Raw genomic sequence first — 16,736 nt, forward strand, 5'->3', positions numbered from 1 at the left:
GATCGCCACGGGCGTCGGCGCCGCCGGCCGCCGGGCCCTGCCCGAGTACCAGCGTGGCGTCTATGCAGCCTTGCAAGATGGCTGCGCGATCCACGACACGAGGAGCGACGATGCGCAAAGTCGATGAGGCCCCGGCCGTGACGCCGCCGCCCGGCATGGCCATGGCGGCGCCGCCGGAAAGGCGGGCCTGGATCGCTCTCGGCTGCCTGTGGTTCATCTATGTCCTGAACTTCCTCGATCGACAGCTGCTGTCGATCCTGGCCAAGCCGATCCAGGACACGCTGCACATCACCGACAGTCAGCTTGGACTGCTGGGCGGCCTCTATTTCGCGGCCTTTTACTGCTTCATCGCCATTCCGGTGGGCTGGCTGGCCGATCGCACCAATCGCGTGGCCGTGTTGGCCATCGCCTGCGGGATCTGGAGCGCGGCGACCATGGCTTGCGGAGTGGCCAAGACCTATGGCGGCTTCGCGGTCGCCCGGATGACGGTCGGCTTCGGCGAGGCCGGGGGCGTGCCGCCGTCCTATGCGATTATCACCGACTACTTCCCGCCTGGTCGCCGAGGGACGGCGCTCGGCCTCTACAACCTGGGTCCGCCGATCGGCGCGGCGCTGGGGATCGCGTTCGGCGCTTCGGTCGCCGCGGCGTTCAGTTGGCGCGACGCCTTCCTGATCACCGGCGCGGTTGGCGTAGTCGCCGCCCTGGTCCTGAAGTTCGTCGTGCGCGAACCCAAGCGTGGAGGTCTGGATCATCCGATGGCGCACGCCGGCCAAGGCCGGGCCGGCTTCGCCGAGACCCTGCGCATGTTCTTCTCGCATCCTGTGCTGCTGCTGGCGTCGCTCGGCAGCGGCGCGACCCAGTTCGTCACCTATGGCCTCGGCAACTTCGCCACGCTGTTCCTGATGCGCGAGAAGGGCATGACGCTGCGCGAGGTCGCCGTCTGGTACGCCGTCGTGGTCGGCGTCGGCATGAGCGTGGGCATCTTCGGCTCGGGCTGGCTCATCGACCGTTCCAACCGCGTGTCCAAGCGCGCCTATGGCCTGGCGCCGGCCCTGGCGCTCATCGTGGCGGTCCCTTGCTACCTGGGCTTCGTCTCGGCCGCGACCTGGCCGGTGGCTCTGGCGTTCCTGCTGCCGGCCATGTGCCTGAACCATGTCTATCTGTCGTCCGCCGTCACCCTGGTCCAGAGCGAGGTCAGGCCCAATCAGCGGGTGATGTCCGGCGCCCTGCTGCTGCTGGTGATGAACTTCATCGGCTTGGGGCTTGGCCCCACCTTTGTCGGCGCCGCCAGCGACTTCTTCCGGGCCAGCCACCCGGACAACTCGCTGCAGATGGCGCTCTACACCCTGGCCCCATTCTACGTCCTGGCCATCGGCCTGTTCCTGGCGTTGGCGCGGGTTCTTGGCAAGTCCTCCAAAACCGGAGCCGTTTCATGACCATCTCCCCCACCATTTTCCGGGCGCTCGCGAGTGCGGCGTTCCTGCTGGTCGCGGCGCTGAGCCCGGCGCGGCTGCTGGCGGCCGACGCGCGTCCGGTGGTCGCCGCGCCGGCGGGAACGGTGGAGGGCGTGACCGACGCCGGGACCCTGGCCTTCAAGGGCCTGCCCTACGCCGCGCCGCCGGTCGGGGCCGGCCGCTGGCGCGCACCCGCGCCGGCCGCGCGCTGGGATGGCGTCCGCGACGCCAGCCAGTTCGGCCCGGCCTGCGTCCAACCCACGCCGGGACCGCCCTCGGTCTATTCGGGCGAGATCGGCCCCACGAGCGAGGACTGCCTGACCCTGAACGTCTGGACGCCCTCGACGAAGGGCAAGGCGCCGGTCATCGTCTGGATCCACGGCGGTTCGCTGACCGCGGGTTCGGGCAGGTCCGAGCTCCAGAACGGCGCGCGTTACGCGGCCTCCGGGGTGGTGCTGGTCACGATCAACTATCGCCTGGGCGTGCTGGGCTACATGGCCCATCCCGAGCTCGGCAAGGAGTCGCCGGATGGCGTCTCCGGCAACTATGGGCTGCTCGACCAGATCGCGGCCCTAAAGTGGGTTCAGCGCAATATCGCCGCGTTCGGCGGCGATCCGGCCAATGTCACCATCGCCGGAGAGTCCGCCGGCGCGCTCAGCGTCATGTACCTGATGGTCTCGCCCCCGGCGCGCGGCCTGTTCGCCAAGGCGATCGCCCAGAGCGCCTACATGATCTCCACTCCGGAGCTGAAGACCGCGCGATACGGCGCGCCCTCGGGCGAGGCCGCCGGAACCTATGTGGCCGGGGTGCTGCACGCGCCAAGCCTGGAGACGCTGCGGGCCATGGATCCGCAGGTCCTGACCGACAAGGCCGCCCAAGCCGGATTCCTGCCCTTCGGCGTCGTCGACGGCGTCGTCCTGACACGGCAATTGATCGAGACGTTCGATCGCGGCGAGCAGGCCCGCGCGCCGATCCTCGTCGGCTTCAACAGCGGAGAAATCCGGTCCTTGCGGTTCCTGGCCCCGCCCGCGCCCAAGACGGCCGCGGACTACGAGAAGGTGATCCGCGAGCGTTACGGCGACCTGGCCGACGATTTCCTGAAACTCTATCCGGCCTCGAACCTGGAAGAGAGCGTCCTGGCGACCACCCGCGACGCGCTCTACGGCTGGACCTCCGAGCGTCTCGCGCGCTCGCAGGCCAAGGTCGGCCAGCCCTCGTTCCTCTACCTGTTCGATCACGGCTATCCGAGCATGGACCAGGCGGGGCTGCATGCCTTCCACGCCAGTGAGATCCCCTACATGTTCGGGACGCTGGATCGCACGCCGCCGCGCTGGCCCAAGGCGCCGGCGACGGCCGACGAGCGGCGCCTGTCCGACGCCATGATCGGCTACTGGACCAGTTTCGCCCGGACGGGACGGCCGCAGGCGGCCGGGGAGGCGACCTGGAAGCCCTATGGGCCGGACGGCGACTACATGGCCTTCCGCGACAAGCCGACCTCCGCCAGCAACCTCATGCCGGGGATGTTCGCGCTGCACGAACGCGCCGTCTGCCGACGCAAGGCCAGCGGGGATCAACCCTGGAACTGGAATGTGGGACTGGTCTCTCCAGTCCTGTCCGGGCCGACGCCGGCCTGTCCCTGAGCGCCGCTTCAAATCGATAGGTGAAGACGATGACCGAACCCACCAAGGCCCTCGATGGGCGCGTCGCGATCGTCACGGGTTCCGGCGGCGGACTGGGGCGCGCCCACGCGCTCTGTCTCGCGAGCCAGGGCGCGGCCGTGGTCGTCAACGACATCGCCCAGGACGCCGCCGACCGCGTGGCGCGGGAGATCGAGGAGCAGGGCGGCCGCGCCCTGGCGGTCGCCGCCTCGGTGACCGACGAGGCCGCCGTCGGCGCGATGGTCGAGCGCGCGCTCGCCGCGTTCGGGCGCGTCGACATCGCGATCAACAACGCCGGTATCCTTCGCGACAAGTCTTTCGCCAAGATGGACCTCGCCGACTTCCGCCTCGTCGTCGACGTCCACCTGATCGGCGCGGCGATCGTCTGCAAGGCCGTCTGGGACACCATGCGCGCCCAGGCCTACGGCCGCATCGTCATGACCACCTCGTCGTCGGGCCTTTATGGCAATTTCGGCCAAGCCAACTACGGCGCGGCCAAGATGGCCCTGGTGGGCCTGATGCAGACCCTGGCGATCGAAGGCGCCAAGAGCGACATCCGCGTCAATTGCCTGGCCCCGACCGCCGCCACTCAGATGACCCATGGCGTGATGTCCGAAGACAGCCTCGGGCGGCTGGACCCGGCCCTGGTCAGTCCCGGTCTGCTGCCGCTGGTCAGCGAGAATGCGCCGACCAGGGCCATTCTCTGCGCGGGGGCGGGCCACTTCGCCGCCGCCCATGTCACGCTCACAAACGGCGTCCAGGTGGGGGCCGCGCCCGACGCTGGCCGGCAAGTCGCCGCCCGCTGGGCCGAGATCGTCGACCGGCGCGACGAGATCGTCCCGGACCATGCCTTCATCCAATCCGAGCGAGAGCTCGCCGCCGCCCGATAACTCCTCGACGGCGGGGCCTGGTTATCCACCGTTTCAAACGATCGTCACACGAAGCCGCTAACGCGCTGGCTTCATGATCGGGTGGTGGCGGTTTGACCAAGGGTGACGACGACGCCGAGGAGGGGCCGGCGAAGCGGCCTCCGAACTATTGGCTCGGGCGTTATGGGGTCGAGATCCGGACGGCCCTGACTCGCCGGTTCGGGCCCGACCAGGACGGCGTCGACGACGCGATCCAGAGCGCGCTGCTGAAGTTCTGCCGCCTGGACGATCGCGAGGCCATCGCCGACCCGCGCGCCTTTTTGTTCGTCATGGCGCGCAACGCGCTGCGCGACTCGATCCGTCGGGCGAACAGTCAGAAGCGTCGCTGGGCGGCGCTATCGGCGACGCCGTTCCTGGCGCCGCCGGAATTGACCCCGGAAGAGGTTCTCATGCAACAGGAGCGGCAGAAGGCCCTGGAGAGCGCGCTCGAGGGCTTGGCTCCCGAGGCGCGCGAGCTCCTGCGACTGAGCCGGATCGAAGGACTGACCTATGCCGAAATCTCGCGAATGACCGGTCGATCGGCCGCCGACATCAGCCGGAAGATCGCCGCGGTCCTGATCGAGCTTCGCGAGCGCCTTCGGGCCGTGGGAGCCGAGGCGGCATGAAGGCGATCGAGACGAGCGCGGCCGAACAAGCCATGCACTGGTTGGCCAGGCGGACGAGCGGCGCCTTCGGCAAGGACGAGCAGCGCGCCTTCGAGGCTTGGCTGGCCGGTTCCCCGGACCATGGAGAAGCCTATGCCGAGGCCGAGGCGCTATGGGCCCAACTGGCCTGGTCGCCGTCGCTGAACAGCGGGAGCCTGAAGCGGCCGGTCGACGCGGCTTCTGTTTCACCGGCGCGCCCCGCTGTCCGGCGGAACGCGCCACGCGCGGGCTGGTGGGGCGCCGTCGCCGCCAGCCTCCTGCTGGCTTGCCTGGCGCCGTTCGCCGTCGAACGCCTGACCGCCGGTCGAACCCTGTCGACCGAGGTGGGCGAGATCCGGCATCTGACGCTGGAGGATGGCTCGCGGGCCTCCTTGGCGGGGGCGACCCGCATGAACAGCATCATGACGGAGCGCTCGCGGACGGTGAACCTGGCCAGGGGCGACGCCTATTTCGATGTCGCCCACGACCGGACGCGGGTGTTCACCGTCAATCTGGAGGGGCTGAAGGTCGAGGCTGTCGGCACCGCCTTCGAGGTCCGCGCGACCCAGGCCGGGCCGCAGGTGCTGGTCTCGGAAGGCCGGGTGCGCGTCAGCGCCCGCGGCGTGCGGCAGACGGTGATGGCCGGTCCGGGCGAGGGTGTGACCCTGGTTGGCCACGATCTGCGCCGCGCGCGCTTCGACCCGGCCAGCGCGGCGACCTGGCGGCGTCAGCGACTGGCGTTCGTCGACACGCCGTTCTCCGAGGTGATCGTCGAGCTGAACCGCTACTACGCGCCAGGCGTCGTGGTCGAGACGCCGGCGCTGGGCGCCCGCCGGGTGACGGCCAGCTTCGCGGTCGACCAGATCCCGCAGGCGATGGAGAGCATGGCCAGGGAGATGGGCGCGCGATTGGAGCACCGTCCAGGCGAACCCGACCGCATTCGGCTGACGTCGGCGAACTGAGTTCTTTTGAAGATTTGATGAAATCGTCATTTCACCTGGAAGGGATCCAGCTGGACGGCGTCTAGGCGGTGTTCGTCGGGGCCAGGGGGCCGGGACGTCATCGTCTAGGGGGATCCAGTTGATCAGTCATCGAATTGGCCTGCGGGCCGCGTTCTCGGCGTCCGCCGCCGTTCTCGTCCTGGCCTGCGCGGCCACGCCGGCCGCCGCGCGGCAGGCGGCCGCTCCGCACGCTCCGGCCGGGGCGACGCATCAGATCCGCATCGAGGCCCAGTCGCTGGACCGGGCCGTCATCGCGCTGTCCGAGCAGACTAACACCGTGATCCTGGCGACCGAGGTCTCGCTGGAAGGCCGGCGGTCCTCGACCCTGGTCGGTTCGATGACCGTCGCCCAGGCGCTGGCGCGTCTGCTGGAAGGCTCCAATCTGACCTATCGGCGCGACCCGAACGGCGTCTTCGTCATCGTGCCGGGCGAGGTGCGCGCTGAGCCGGCGGTGGTCGACGATGTCGTGGTGACCGCCCGCTACGACCCGCTGGGCCGCCTGCAGAAGAGCGCCACGGACGGGTTTCTCGGGCTGGACCGGTCGCTGCTGGAGACGCCCCGCTCGGCCTCGCGCGTCAGCGCCGACACGATCGCGCGTTACGGGATGCAGAACGTCGACGATCTGGTGACCGCCGTGCCGGGCGCCTTCACGGCCAGCTTCTTTGGCGTGCCCGGCAACCTGAACGTCCGCGGCACCTTGGCCGACACCTATTTCCAGGGCTTCAAGCGCATCGAGAACCGGGGCAGCGCCTCGTCCAACCTCGGGGCGGCGGCCTATGTCGAAGTGCTGCGGGGGCCGTCCTCGCCGATTTACGGCCCGGGCAAGGTGGGCGGCCTGCTGAACTTCATCCCTAAGTCGGCGCGGGGCGCCAACACCCGCTACGCCGACACGCTGGGCGGTGGTTTCAACGTCACCGCGGGCTCCTACGGGCGCCGCAACGCCGCCGCCGATCTCGTCGTGCCGCTCGGCAATGGCGGCCTGGCCTTCTACGTCGAGCGGGAGGATTCGGATTCCTACTACCGCAACATCCATCCCAAGCACTGGAACCTGCAGGCTAGCTATGTGGGCGATCTCGGCCGCGGCTGGTCGACCGAGGTCAATCTGATGCGGTTCAAGGAGTCCGGCCGCATCCAGTCGCCGGGCTGGAACCGGGTGACCCAGAACCTGATCGACAACGGCGTCTACATCACCGGCCGCGACACCGACCTGAAGGACCTCAATGGTTCGGGCATGGTCGAATACGGCGAGATCGACGCGGCGTTCGGCGCGGCGGGCGGCACCTCCAACATCCGCCAGATCCTCGAATACGGCGGCAAGAACAACGCCAAGTTCGCCCTGGACGAAGGCGTGGGCACGACGAAGCTGGATCGCCGCAACATCATGGCCGACGCGGCCGATCACAACGACAGCGAGACCTTCACCGCCTATGGCGCGGTGAAGAAGCAGATGGACAACGGCTCGGTTCTGACCCTGGCCGGCTTCATGGACGAGTTCAGCAATGATCGCTTCAACAGCTTCGGGTTCGCGGCCGACTACTACGCGCGCGCCTTCGAAGGTCGGGTGACCTACAAGTTTCCCGCCCGGTTCGGCGATCACGTCCACGCCGACACCATCGTCGGCGCCGCCTATCGCGACCACAAGGCCAAGCAGTACGAGTCGTTCCTCTCGGGCTATATCGGCCTGAACCGTCGCGACCTGTCGCGCGGTTCGACCGCCGGCGACCGCATCGCCACGCCCCGCGTCAAGTCGGGTCTGGAGATGTGGGACTCGCGCCATCATATGGAATGGAACAGCCGCTCGGTCTTCGGCATGAGCGACATCACCCTGTTCGACCGCTTCAGCGTTCTGGCCGGCCTGCGCTGGGATCGCTACGAGGTCGACGCGATCAACAAGGGCGAGACCGTCTTCGGCACGAAGAACAAGTGGGTCTCCAATACCGACGACGCCGTCACCTGGTCGCTGTCGGCCCGCTACGAGACGCCCTGGGGCCTGACACCCTACGTGACCTACGCTAAGCCGCGCTCGCTGGAATCGACCCAGACCGGCGGCGTGTCGGTCGGTTCCGTGCAGAACAAGCTGTTCATCTCGCCGTCGGAGCTGAAGGAAGCCGGCGTCAAGTTCTCGCTGTTCGACGGCTCGCTGCTCGGCGGCGCGGCCTACTACCAGCAGTTCCGCCGCTCGACGGACCTGCTGGGCAATGTCAGCGGCAACACCTCGAAGGGCTTCGAGCTCGAGGCGCACTGGCTGGCTTCCAGCAACCTCAGCTTCACCGGCGCCCTGACCCTGCAGGAGACCAAGGTCGACGCGCCCGGCAAGGGCAAGGGCGAGTATCTGGAGCTGCGTCCCGAGCAGTTCGGCATCGCCAATCCGGCCCTGGCCTATGGCGGCACCTTCGCGGTCAACAACGCCGGCTCGCTGGCCGAGCTGACCCGCGGCTACGTCGTTCGCACCATGCCCGACACCGTGGTCAGCGTCTTCGGCTCCTACACCACCGATCCGTTCCCGTTCATGGGTGATCGGGCGACCGCCGGTCTCACGGCGGGCGCGACCCATGTGTCGGAGACAGGGGGCATCCTCAGCAACAGCATCCGCCTGCCGGCATACACCCTGGCCAAGATGGCCGCCTTCGTGAAGGTCCGGGACATGACGGTCTCGGTCAATGTCGACAACCTGTTCGACACGACCTACTTCACCCCCGCGGCCGAGGTTTACAAGGAGGTGTCGGTGATGCCGGGCCTGCCGCGGATGTTCCGCGTCAATCTCGCCTATCGCTTCTAGTCGGGAGCGTGGCTGCCGAAATCGCGAGCAGTCTCGGTTCCGGCCACGCTTCAAGTCCTGCAGACCTGGCCAGGCCGTCCCGATGGACCCATCAGGACGGCCTGGTTCCCAAGGGCGGTCCCGGCGGCTCGCCCGCCGGGATTTCCTCATTTCAGTTGAGTTGGCGGCGCCCATGTCTCAATCCGTTCGGCCCTCGCGGCGTGGCCTGCTGGCGTTGCTCGGCGGCGGCGCGACCCTGTCCTCCTCGCCCGCCCTGGCGCGGGGCGGGTTCAGCCGGGTCGTTTTCACCCACGGGGTGGCCTGCGGCGATCCCACGCCCACGGGCCTACTGCTCTGGACGCGGGCGGTGGGCGAGGGCGGCGAGGTTCGGCTGGGTTGGGAGGTCGCCGAGGACGAGGCGTTCGCGAAGATCGTCCGATCGGGCGTGGCGACGACCACGGCCGCGCGCGACCATACCTGCAAGGTCGAGGTCGACGGCCTGAAGCCGGGCGCGACCTATCACTATCGCTTCCGCGGCGCCGACGCGGTGTCGCGCGTCGGCCAGGGCAGGACCCTGCCGGCCAAGGGCGTCGAGACGGCCCGCCTAGCGGTCGTCTCCTGCTCCCATTATGGCTTCGGCTATTTCAACGCCTATCGCGCCATCGCCGACCTGAAAGCGCCGATCGACGCCGTCGTGCATTTGGGCGACTACATCTACGAGTACGGCGTCGACGGCTACGGCGGCCCGGAGAGCCAGACCCTTGGTCGCGTCCACCAGCCGGCGCACGAGATCGTCACCCTGGCCGACTACCGCCAGCGCTTCGCCCAGTACCGGACCGATCCCGACCTGCAGGACCTGCACGCGCGGGCGGCGTTCATCACCATCTGGGACGACCACGAGACGGCCAACAACGCCTGGATGGCCGGCTCGCCCGCTCACGACGAGAAGACAGAAGGCGCCTGGGAGGCTCGCCGCGACGCCGCCATCCAAGCCTATTTCGAATGGCTGCCGATGCGCGATCCCAAGCCCGGCCAGGCCGCTCACACCCTGAACCGGGTCTATGACTACGGCGACCTGCTGTCGCTGATCGTCATCGAGACGCGGCTGACCGGCCGGACCAAGGCGCCCAGCGCCTCGCGCGAGATGATCCGCGACGCCGAGGGCCGTCCCGATCCGGCGCGGTTCGAGAAGGAGGTGCTCGACGCGCCCAGCCGCTCGATGATGGGGCCCGCGCAGGAGGCTTGGCTGGAGACGACGCTGGCCGCCTCGGTTCGGCGCGGCGCGGCCTGGCAGGTCCTGGCCAACCAGGTCATCGTCGCGCGCATGCGGGCTCCCGACTTCATGTCGCTGCTGCCCAAGGATCTGCTCGATGACGCCATGAGCCGGCCCGGTGCCCGGCGCTGGCTGGAAAGCACGCGCCTGGGCCTGCCGATCAACCTGGACGCCTGGGACGGCTATCCCGCCGCGCGCCTGCGCCTCTACGACTCGGCGCGCCGCTCCAAGGCCAATCTCGCCGTCTTGACCGGCGACACCCACATGTTCTGGGGCAATCACCTGCACGACCCGCGCGACGAGGCGCCGGTGGGGTTCGAGTTCGGGGTTGGCAGCGTGACCTCGCCCGGAGGCTACGAGACGATCAGTCCCGATCCCCGCATCTACGAGGTCGCCGAGATGGCCCTGGTCGCCCGCAATCCCGACGTGCGCTTCACCCGCGTCCGCGACCATGGCTTCCTGCTCGTCCAGGTCGCTCGCGAAGCGATCGTCTGCGACTACTTCAAGGTCGCCGACATCGGCGCGCGGAACGGCTGGGCCGAGCGGTTCTGTCGGATCACGGCGACGCCGGCCGGCGACATGGTCGTCATTCGCGACGCCGGGTCTTCCCCAGTGAAGGCGACTTGATCGTCGGCGTCGGGCGTGCGGCCCTGTTATGACCCTGGTCGCATCCAGCACCGCGGTCGAGCGCCCAATGTCGGCTTGCCGAAGATCGTCCGAAGGCGGCTTTTGGCGCTTTCTTGTACGTGCGCCAACGGCGGCAATTGGCGCTAGCGGGGCGCGCTGCCTGCACGCAATTGACGTTGTACGGCGTCAGAGATGTTCAATCCCTAAGCGGTGAGCCATCTCGGCGGCGGCCGCCCAACTCCCCCCGGCAATTGATGGCGGATTCGTGGCGTATTGGCGCCGCGACTGTAACATTTGTGTTGGGGGAGTGGGGGCATGTCTCAAGTGAGCGTTCTGAAGAGTCTCCGGTGGCGCCTTTTGACCGGTGTCGCCATCGCGGCGGGTTCCGCCTTGAGTTTTGCGGCCAGTCCGGCCACCGCGGCCGAGTTGGCTGAGATCCTCCAGATCGCCGCCCAGGCGGCGGGCGCATCCGTCTCACAACAGGGCCCGAGCGCTTCGGAAGTCAGCCAGGTTGAAGAGGTGATCGTCACCGGCTCACGTATCGTGCGCAACGGCAATGAGGCGCCGACGCCAACCACCGTGCTGTCGGCCGCCGACATCCAGGAGCGAAACCCGACCAACATCGCCGACTACATCACCCAGCTGCCCTCGATGGGCACGGGTAACACGCCGCGTACGACGACGCTGTTCGCCAACGCCACCGGCGGCGCGAACCAATTGAGCGCCCGGGACCTGGGCGTCACGCGGACGCTGGTGCTGTTGGACGGCCGCCGCGTGGTGGGTTCGGGCATGTCTCCAGCCGTGGACGTCAACCTGCTGCCGCAGAACTTGGTGCAGCGGGTCGATGTCGTGACGGGCGGCGCTTCGGTAGCCTACGGCTCCGACGCCGTCGCCGGCGTCGTCAACTTCATCCTCGACACCGGTTTCACCGGCCTCAAGGGGGGCGTCAATTTCAGCCAGACCGATCGCAGCGACGGCCGGATCGTCTCTGGCGACCTGGCCTATGGCCGCAAGTTCGCGAGCGGCCGCGGCCACCTCCTGCTGAGCGGGAACTATTACAAGGGCGACCGGATCGACTTCTACGACCATCCCCGCGACTGGTTTCAGCCGGGGCTTCGGCTGCTGAACAACCCGAACTGGACGGCCACGAACGGGCAGCCTGGTCAGATCGTCCGCATGGACGCGGGCTATAACAGCACTCCCGGCGGCGTGATCGCATCCGGCCCCCTGAAGGGCATGGCCTTCGGTCCGGGCGGGACGATCCAGAACTTCGTCTTCGGTCCGATCCAGCAGGGCCAGGTGCAGGCCGGAGGGACTGTCGAGTCCATGCCCATCCGCGGCGCCCTGCTGCCCGACGACGAGCACTGGAGCGTCTACGGCCGAGGCAGCTACGAGCTGACCGACAAGATCACCGCCATCTTCGAGGCCAGCTACGCCGGCAACGACACGGTCAACTGGTCGGCGGTCTACAACCGCCAAGGCTCCACCGCGATCACGGTCAACAGGAGCAACCCGTTCCTGCCCATCGCGACGCAGCAGGCCATGGATCAGGCCGGCATCACCTCGTTCCAGATGAACCGGCTTTTCTATGACATGATCAACACGCCGGGGACGCATATCGGCGAGGCCGGCTACTATCGCCGGCAGGATCGGGTGCTGGCGGCGCTGGAAGGTCGTTTTCTCGAGAGCGGCCGGTGGCGAGCCTATTATCAGCACGGTCACAGCAAGGTCTGGTACACCCGCGACAACAACATCATCCTGGACCGGTTCAACCGGGCGATCGACGTCATCGCCAATCCGGCGACCGGCGGCGTGTCCGGCGTCGCGGCGGGCGCTCCGATCTGCCGCTCGACCCTGACCGCGCCCACCAACGGCTGCGTGCCGATGAACCTGTTCGGCGAGGGATCGCTGGGGGCTGCGTCAATCGCCTGGGTCACGGGCGCGGCCGAAGGGCTGCGAACGCGGCAGGATCTCGATTTCAACCAGGATGTCTGGTCGATCGACGGCCAGTACAGCCCGTTCTCCACCTGGGCCGGGCCGATCTCGATCGCCGCGGGCTTCGAGTACCGGAAGGAGACCTTCTCCTCGACGGCGGACGCCTATTCCCTTCAATCGCTCTGGAACGTCGGCAACTACAAGGGCGGCGCCAACGGCTACAACGTCAAGGAGGTCTTCGGCGAAGTCCTGGTCCCACTCCTGAATGACACAGTCGTGGCGAAGAGCCTCGAGTTCAACGGCGCGGTCCGTCGGACCGACTATTCGACCAGCGGGAAGGTCACGACCTGGAAGGCCGGCCTGACCTGGGACATCAACGACGACCTGCGCCTGCGCGGCACGCGTTCGCGCGACATCCGCGCGCCCAACCTGAACGACCTGTTCGCCCCGAGCAGCCAGTTCGTGAACGCCTATCTCGACCGGACCCAGGCCGGCAGCCCGCAGGTGCCCAACATCACTCTGAGCGGCGGCAATCCGAACCTGAAGCCCGAGATCGCCGACACCTGGACCGCCGGCGGCGTCTACCAACCCCACTGGCTGCCCGGCCTCAGTCTCTCGGTGGATTGGTACAAGATCGATATCGCCGACGCCATCACGGCCGTCGGCGCTCAGCAGATCATCGACATGTGCTACGGCTTCAACCGGCCGCAGAACCCGGCGGCCTGCGACTCGATCGTCAAGGCGCCGGGCGCGACCAACCTGGTCAACGCCACCATCTACACCAGCGGCATCAACGCCCAGACCGTCGCCGTCGAGGGGGTCGACTACGAAGCCGGCTACCACACCACGCTCGACCGGTTCAGCAAATCGCTGCCCGGCGCGATTAACGTCCGTCTTCTGGTCTCCCAGCGGCTCAAGGACGAGACCATCCTGCCGGGTGATGTCGCGCCGCCAACCCTGGGCACCTTCGCCAGCCTGAAGTGGCGCGGCCTCTTGACGACGACCTACGTCGCCGGTCCGAGCCGCACGACCCTGACCACGCGCTACCTCGGCAAGGGCCGGATCACCAATCAGCCCGAGACCAGCCGCACGGGCATTCCCGAGGCGTTTAACCATGTGGATCCGGTCTGGTACTTCGAGCTGGCAGAGAACTATGACGTCACCATCGGCGGACGTCGGATGACGTTGTTCGCGGCGGTGGAGAACCTGTTCGACCGCGATCCCGAGCCGATCCCCAGCAGCGGCACCTCTTTTGGCACGAGCGCGCCCTACGACTTGCTGGGCCGCACCTATCGCGCCGGGATGCGCTTCCGGTTCTAAGGCGCCAGATCGCCCCGCCGCCACTTGGCCCGGCCGGGTGGCGACGAGGTTCAGATGCAAAGAACCCGCGCCGGCGCGCCGGCGCGGGTTCAGTCTTTTCGTCATCCAGTTTCCTAGAGCGCGTCAGGTTTAAGTGTGAGCGGTTAAATGGCTCGAACGCACTCTAAGTATTTGAATCTATGACTTGTTTATCTGGCTTGGATGATTTCATCTAAACCAGACCGGCTCTAGCGCGCGGGGCGTGGGGCGCGTCCGCCGAAGGTCACGATGCTATTGGCGCCGCTAGGCGACAGCGCCGAGACGCCGATGAAGGTGTCATCGACGATCACGTCCTTCAGGGTGGTCTCCGTCGCGCCGGCCGGAACGTCCCGGTGGTCGGTCCAGTCCTGCTTGTCGTTGCGGCGCCAATGGACCCTGTAGCCCGAGGCGCCGGGCACGGCTGTCCAGGACACGGTGGTGTCGCTGCCCAACGCGCCCCGCAGCAGCACGTCGTCGGGCGCCGCCGGCGCGGCCGCCAGGCGCGCGATAGTCGCCACGTTGATCGCCGTCACCTTGGCCAGGTAAGGAAAGTCCATCTTGTCGACGGTATCGCCATATTCGACGCCGTTGGCGGTGCGCAGGTCCTGGTGCTGTTGGTTGTAGTTCTCGACGCCTACCGAGAACCGAACCGCGGGATAGCCCAGTCTGAGGAAGGGCTCATGGTCGCCGCCACGGCCGAAGCGGTCGGGCCGCCTGTCCACGAACACGTCCAGGCCGCCCGGAATGTCTTGCGCCACATGGTCGATGGCCTTGGCGAGCGCGCGGCTGGGACCATCGTCCTCGCCGCCGTTGCCGCGACGCGCCAGCTGTTCGGGCGCGCCTTCGCTCGCCCGGATACCCTCGGAGAACACTCGCACCCGGTCACTGACGCGCGCGCCGTTCTGGCCCACCGTATTGCCAACGATGTCGTTGTTCAGGACCGCGGTGACTTTCCAGCCTCGTTCCTTCGCCGTTTCAGCCAGCAGAGTTCCGCCAAGCAGCCCCTGCTCCTCGCCGGAAAGCGCCGCATAGATGATCGTGGCGTCGAACGTCTTGCCCGACAGCAGCCGGGCGGCCTCTAGCACCAGCGCCACGCCCGAAGCGTCGTCGTTCGCGCCCGGCGCGTCGCTGGTGAAGTTCATGACGTCCGTCACGCGGCTGTCGATGTGCCCCTGAACGATCACGACGCGGTTCGGATCGCGGCCAGGCTGGACGGCCAGGACGTCTACCACGTTCACACCTTTGGGCGCGCGATCGTTCGTGAACACGCGCTCGATGGCGGAGACCTGAAGGCAGTCGCCGCAGCGCGCGCCGATACGCTTCATCTCTTCGGCATACCAGCGCCGCGCCGCGCCGATCCCGCGCGTCGGGAGATCAGGGTCGGACAGCGTGTGCCGCGTCCCGAAACTCACCAGCTTGGTGACGTCCGCCTTGAGCCGGGCCGGATCGGGCGTGGTCTGGGCGGAGGCGGCTGCGGGCAATAACAGAGCCGCAAGGACCATTGACGACAATCGCACGACATCCCTTTCATTTTCCGGTGAACCGGCCTGCTATCTTTCCCGTCTGATCGGCAACGTCGAGATCGAACGCTATCTGCGCGCCGCCATTCTAGGATTCTGGACGAGTTCCGGGCGATTGTAGCGGGCGCGGTCGCTGGATCGAGCCGTAACGCTTGGGGGGCCGGTTGATCCTTGATCCAGCATTGGACCTTAGTGCAGCTGATCCCGATGCTTGACGAGCTTTGCCAGAGAGGGAGGCAATCGAACTGGGGACGGACCGTCGATCCGCCCGGCGAAACCCTGTTTCCGGCAAATAACGGGCAAGCGTCAGCCAAGTGCGCCGATGGAACGCTTTTCTGGGTCTAAGTCGCTGTTTCTGAATGTGAAAATGGTGGATGCTGCAGGGATTGAACCTGCGACCCCCTCGGTGTGAACGAGGTGCTCTCCCGCTGAGCTAAGCATCCGCCGTATCGGGCCGGTCGTGAAGGACCGATCCGCGAGAGGAGGGGGGCTATAGCCCGGTGTTCGGCGCGGGGCAAGAGGCCAAAAGCGCGATGCAGGCCTCCGGTACGTCGAGAAAGCTGTGGATGACGGCGTCGGCGCCCAGGGTCTCGACCGGGTCCTCGGTGTAGCCGAAGCTGACCAGCACGCTGGGGACGCCGGCGTTGCGCGCGCCCAGGGCGTCGTTGACGCTGTCGCCGACCATCACGGCGCGCGCGGGATCGCCGCCGACGGCGGCGATGGCGGCGGCGACGTGCCGGCCGTCCGGCTTGGCGGCGGGGGCCAGGTCCGCGCCGACCACCGCGTCGAAGAAGGAAAGCAGGTCCACCGCCTCGAGCAGGGCGTCCGAGAGATTGGTCAGCTTGTTGGTGCAGACCACCAGCCTGGCGCCGGCGGCCTTCAGGTCGGTCAGGACCTCGACCACGCCGGGGAAGGGCGCGCTATCCTGGGCGATGCGGGTCAGGTAGTGAGCGATGAAGCGCTCGACCAGCGGCGGGGCGTGTTCGGCGTTCAGTGGCGAGCCGGCGGCGGCGAAGCCGCGCTCCAGCAGGGCCCGGGCCCCGCGACCGACCATCAGCCTCACCTCGTCGAAGGGCAAGGGCGGCAGGGCCTCCTCGGCCAGGATCGTGTTCAGCGCCCCGACCAGGTCGGGGGCGGTGTCGACCAGGGTGCCGTCGAGGTCGAAGGCGATCGTCGCCCCGCTGAGGTCATGAAGCTTGCGCATGGCTCTGGCCTTTCCGCCAATTGGGCGGCTAATGCAACTTTGGTTCGCCTCCAGGGAGTCGCTTGCGCCATGACCGTGCCCGTTTCCAAGCCCATCCGGCCGCGCGCCGCGGTGATCCTGGCGGCCGGCCAGGGAACGCGCATGAAATCGCCGACGCCCAAGGTGCTGCACAGGCTGGCGGGGCGGACCCTGCTGGACCACGCGATCGACGCGGCGCAGGAGCTGGGCTGCGAGCGCATCATCGTCGTGGTGGGCGCCCACAGCCCGCAGGTCGGCGAGAGCGTCCGCAAGCGGCTTGGTCCGAACTCGACCGTGGTCCAGGACCCGCCGCTGGGCACTGGCCACGCCGTCTTGGCCGCGCGGGAAGCGCTGGCCGACTTCGACGGCGACGTGGTCGTCACCTACGCCGATTGCCC

The 16,736-nt window shown here is 67.8% G+C and carries 11 protein-coding genes and 1 tRNA gene; 9 read left to right on the forward strand and 3 right to left on the reverse strand.

Annotated features, from left to right (window positions below; translation table 11 throughout):
• Positions 1-155 precede the first annotated feature (155 nt).
• From VJ655_RS18265 to VJ655_RS18300, 8 genes are all read left to right on the forward strand, one after another.
• Positions 156-1,436, forward strand: a complete 1,281-nt coding sequence (locus tag VJ655_RS18265; protein WP_324113570.1) for an MFS transporter — start codon at positions 156-158, stop codon at positions 1,434-1,436.
• A complete protein-coding gene (locus tag VJ655_RS18270) occupies positions 1,433-3,094 on the forward strand; it encodes a carboxylesterase/lipase family protein (protein ID WP_324113551.1) in 1,662 nt (553 codons plus the stop codon). Before VJ655_RS18265 ends, VJ655_RS18270 begins: the two co-directional genes overlap by 4 nt.
• Positions 3,095-3,123: 29 nt before the next feature.
• Positions 3,124-4,002, forward strand: coding sequence for an SDR family NAD(P)-dependent oxidoreductase (locus VJ655_RS18275; protein ID WP_324113553.1), 879 nt, complete (start codon positions 3,124-3,126; stop codon positions 4,000-4,002).
• Positions 4,003-4,094: 92 nt separating this feature from the next.
• The gene (locus tag VJ655_RS18280; protein ID WP_324113555.1) at positions 4,095-4,646 is read left to right on the forward strand and encodes a sigma-70 family RNA polymerase sigma factor; all 552 of its coding nucleotides are present in this window, start codon (positions 4,095-4,097) and stop codon (positions 4,644-4,646) included.
• Complete coding sequence (locus tag VJ655_RS18285; protein WP_324113556.1) at positions 4,643-5,626, forward strand: FecR family protein; 984 nt, start codon at positions 4,643-4,645, stop codon at positions 5,624-5,626. Before VJ655_RS18280 ends, VJ655_RS18285 begins: the two co-directional genes overlap by 4 nt.
• A 118-nt stretch (positions 5,627-5,744) precedes the next feature.
• Positions 5,745-8,444 carry a TonB-dependent receptor gene (locus tag VJ655_RS18290; protein WP_324113558.1) on the forward strand — a complete coding sequence of 900 codons (2,700 nt, stop codon included), beginning with the start codon at positions 5,745-5,747 and terminating at the stop codon, positions 8,442-8,444.
• Positions 8,445-8,616: 172 nt separating this feature from the next.
• The gene (locus VJ655_RS18295; RefSeq protein ID WP_324113560.1) at positions 8,617-10,323 is read left to right on the forward strand and encodes an alkaline phosphatase D family protein; all 1,707 of its coding nucleotides are present in this window, start codon (positions 8,617-8,619) and stop codon (positions 10,321-10,323) included.
• A 426-nt stretch (positions 10,324-10,749) separates the two neighbouring features.
• On the forward strand, positions 10,750-13,578 hold the full coding sequence (locus VJ655_RS18300; protein WP_324113562.1) for a TonB-dependent receptor plug domain-containing protein: 2,829 nt from the start codon (positions 10,750-10,752) through the stop codon (positions 13,576-13,578).
• Positions 13,579-13,805: 227 nt separating this feature from the next.
• On the opposite strand, the gene VJ655_RS18305 is transcribed toward VJ655_RS18300, so the two are convergent.
• The 3 genes from VJ655_RS18305 to VJ655_RS18315 form a co-directional block, all read right to left on the reverse strand.
• A complete protein-coding gene (locus VJ655_RS18305) occupies positions 13,806-15,077 on the reverse strand; it encodes a M28 family metallopeptidase (protein WP_324113564.1) in 1,272 nt (423 codons plus the stop codon).
• A 407-nt stretch (positions 15,078-15,484) separates the two neighbouring features.
• Positions 15,485-15,559 (reverse strand) — tRNA-Val (locus VJ655_RS18310).
• 47 nt (positions 15,560-15,606) lie between these two features.
• Positions 15,607-16,320, reverse strand: coding sequence for a phosphoglycolate phosphatase (locus VJ655_RS18315; RefSeq protein WP_324113566.1), 714 nt, complete (start codon positions 16,318-16,320; stop codon positions 15,607-15,609).
• Between the two features lie 69 nt (positions 16,321-16,389).
• On the opposite strand from VJ655_RS18315, the gene VJ655_RS18320 reads away from it, so the two are divergent.
• A partial coding sequence (locus tag VJ655_RS18320; protein ID WP_324113568.1) for an NTP transferase domain-containing protein occupies positions 16,390-16,736 on the forward strand: 347 nt, incomplete at its 3' end.

The organism is Caulobacter sp. (assembly GCF_035254145.1).
Taxonomy (GTDB): Bacteria; Pseudomonadota; Alphaproteobacteria; order Caulobacterales; family Caulobacteraceae; genus Caulobacter.

Bases quoted from the DNA above. Each gene is read 5' to 3' on its own strand.
- VJ655_RS18265 (WP_324113570.1), top strand. From the start codon at position 156: ATGGCCATGGCGGCGCCGCCGGAAAGGCGGGCCTGGATCGCTCTCGGC.
- VJ655_RS18285 (WP_324113556.1), top strand. From the start codon at position 4,643: ATGAAGGCGATCGAGACGAGCGCGGCCGAACAAGCCATGCACTGGTTG.
- VJ655_RS18315 (WP_324113566.1), bottom strand. From the start codon at position 16,320: ATGCGCAAGCTTCATGACCTCAGCGGGGCGACGATCGCCTTCGACCTC.
- VJ655_RS18295 (WP_324113560.1), top strand. From the start codon at position 8,617: ATGTCTCAATCCGTTCGGCCCTCGCGGCGTGGCCTGCTGGCGTTGCTC.
- VJ655_RS18275 (WP_324113553.1), top strand. From the start codon at position 3,124: ATGACCGAACCCACCAAGGCCCTCGATGGGCGCGTCGCGATCGTCACG.
- VJ655_RS18270 (WP_324113551.1), top strand. From the start codon at position 1,433: ATGACCATCTCCCCCACCATTTTCCGGGCGCTCGCGAGTGCGGCGTTC.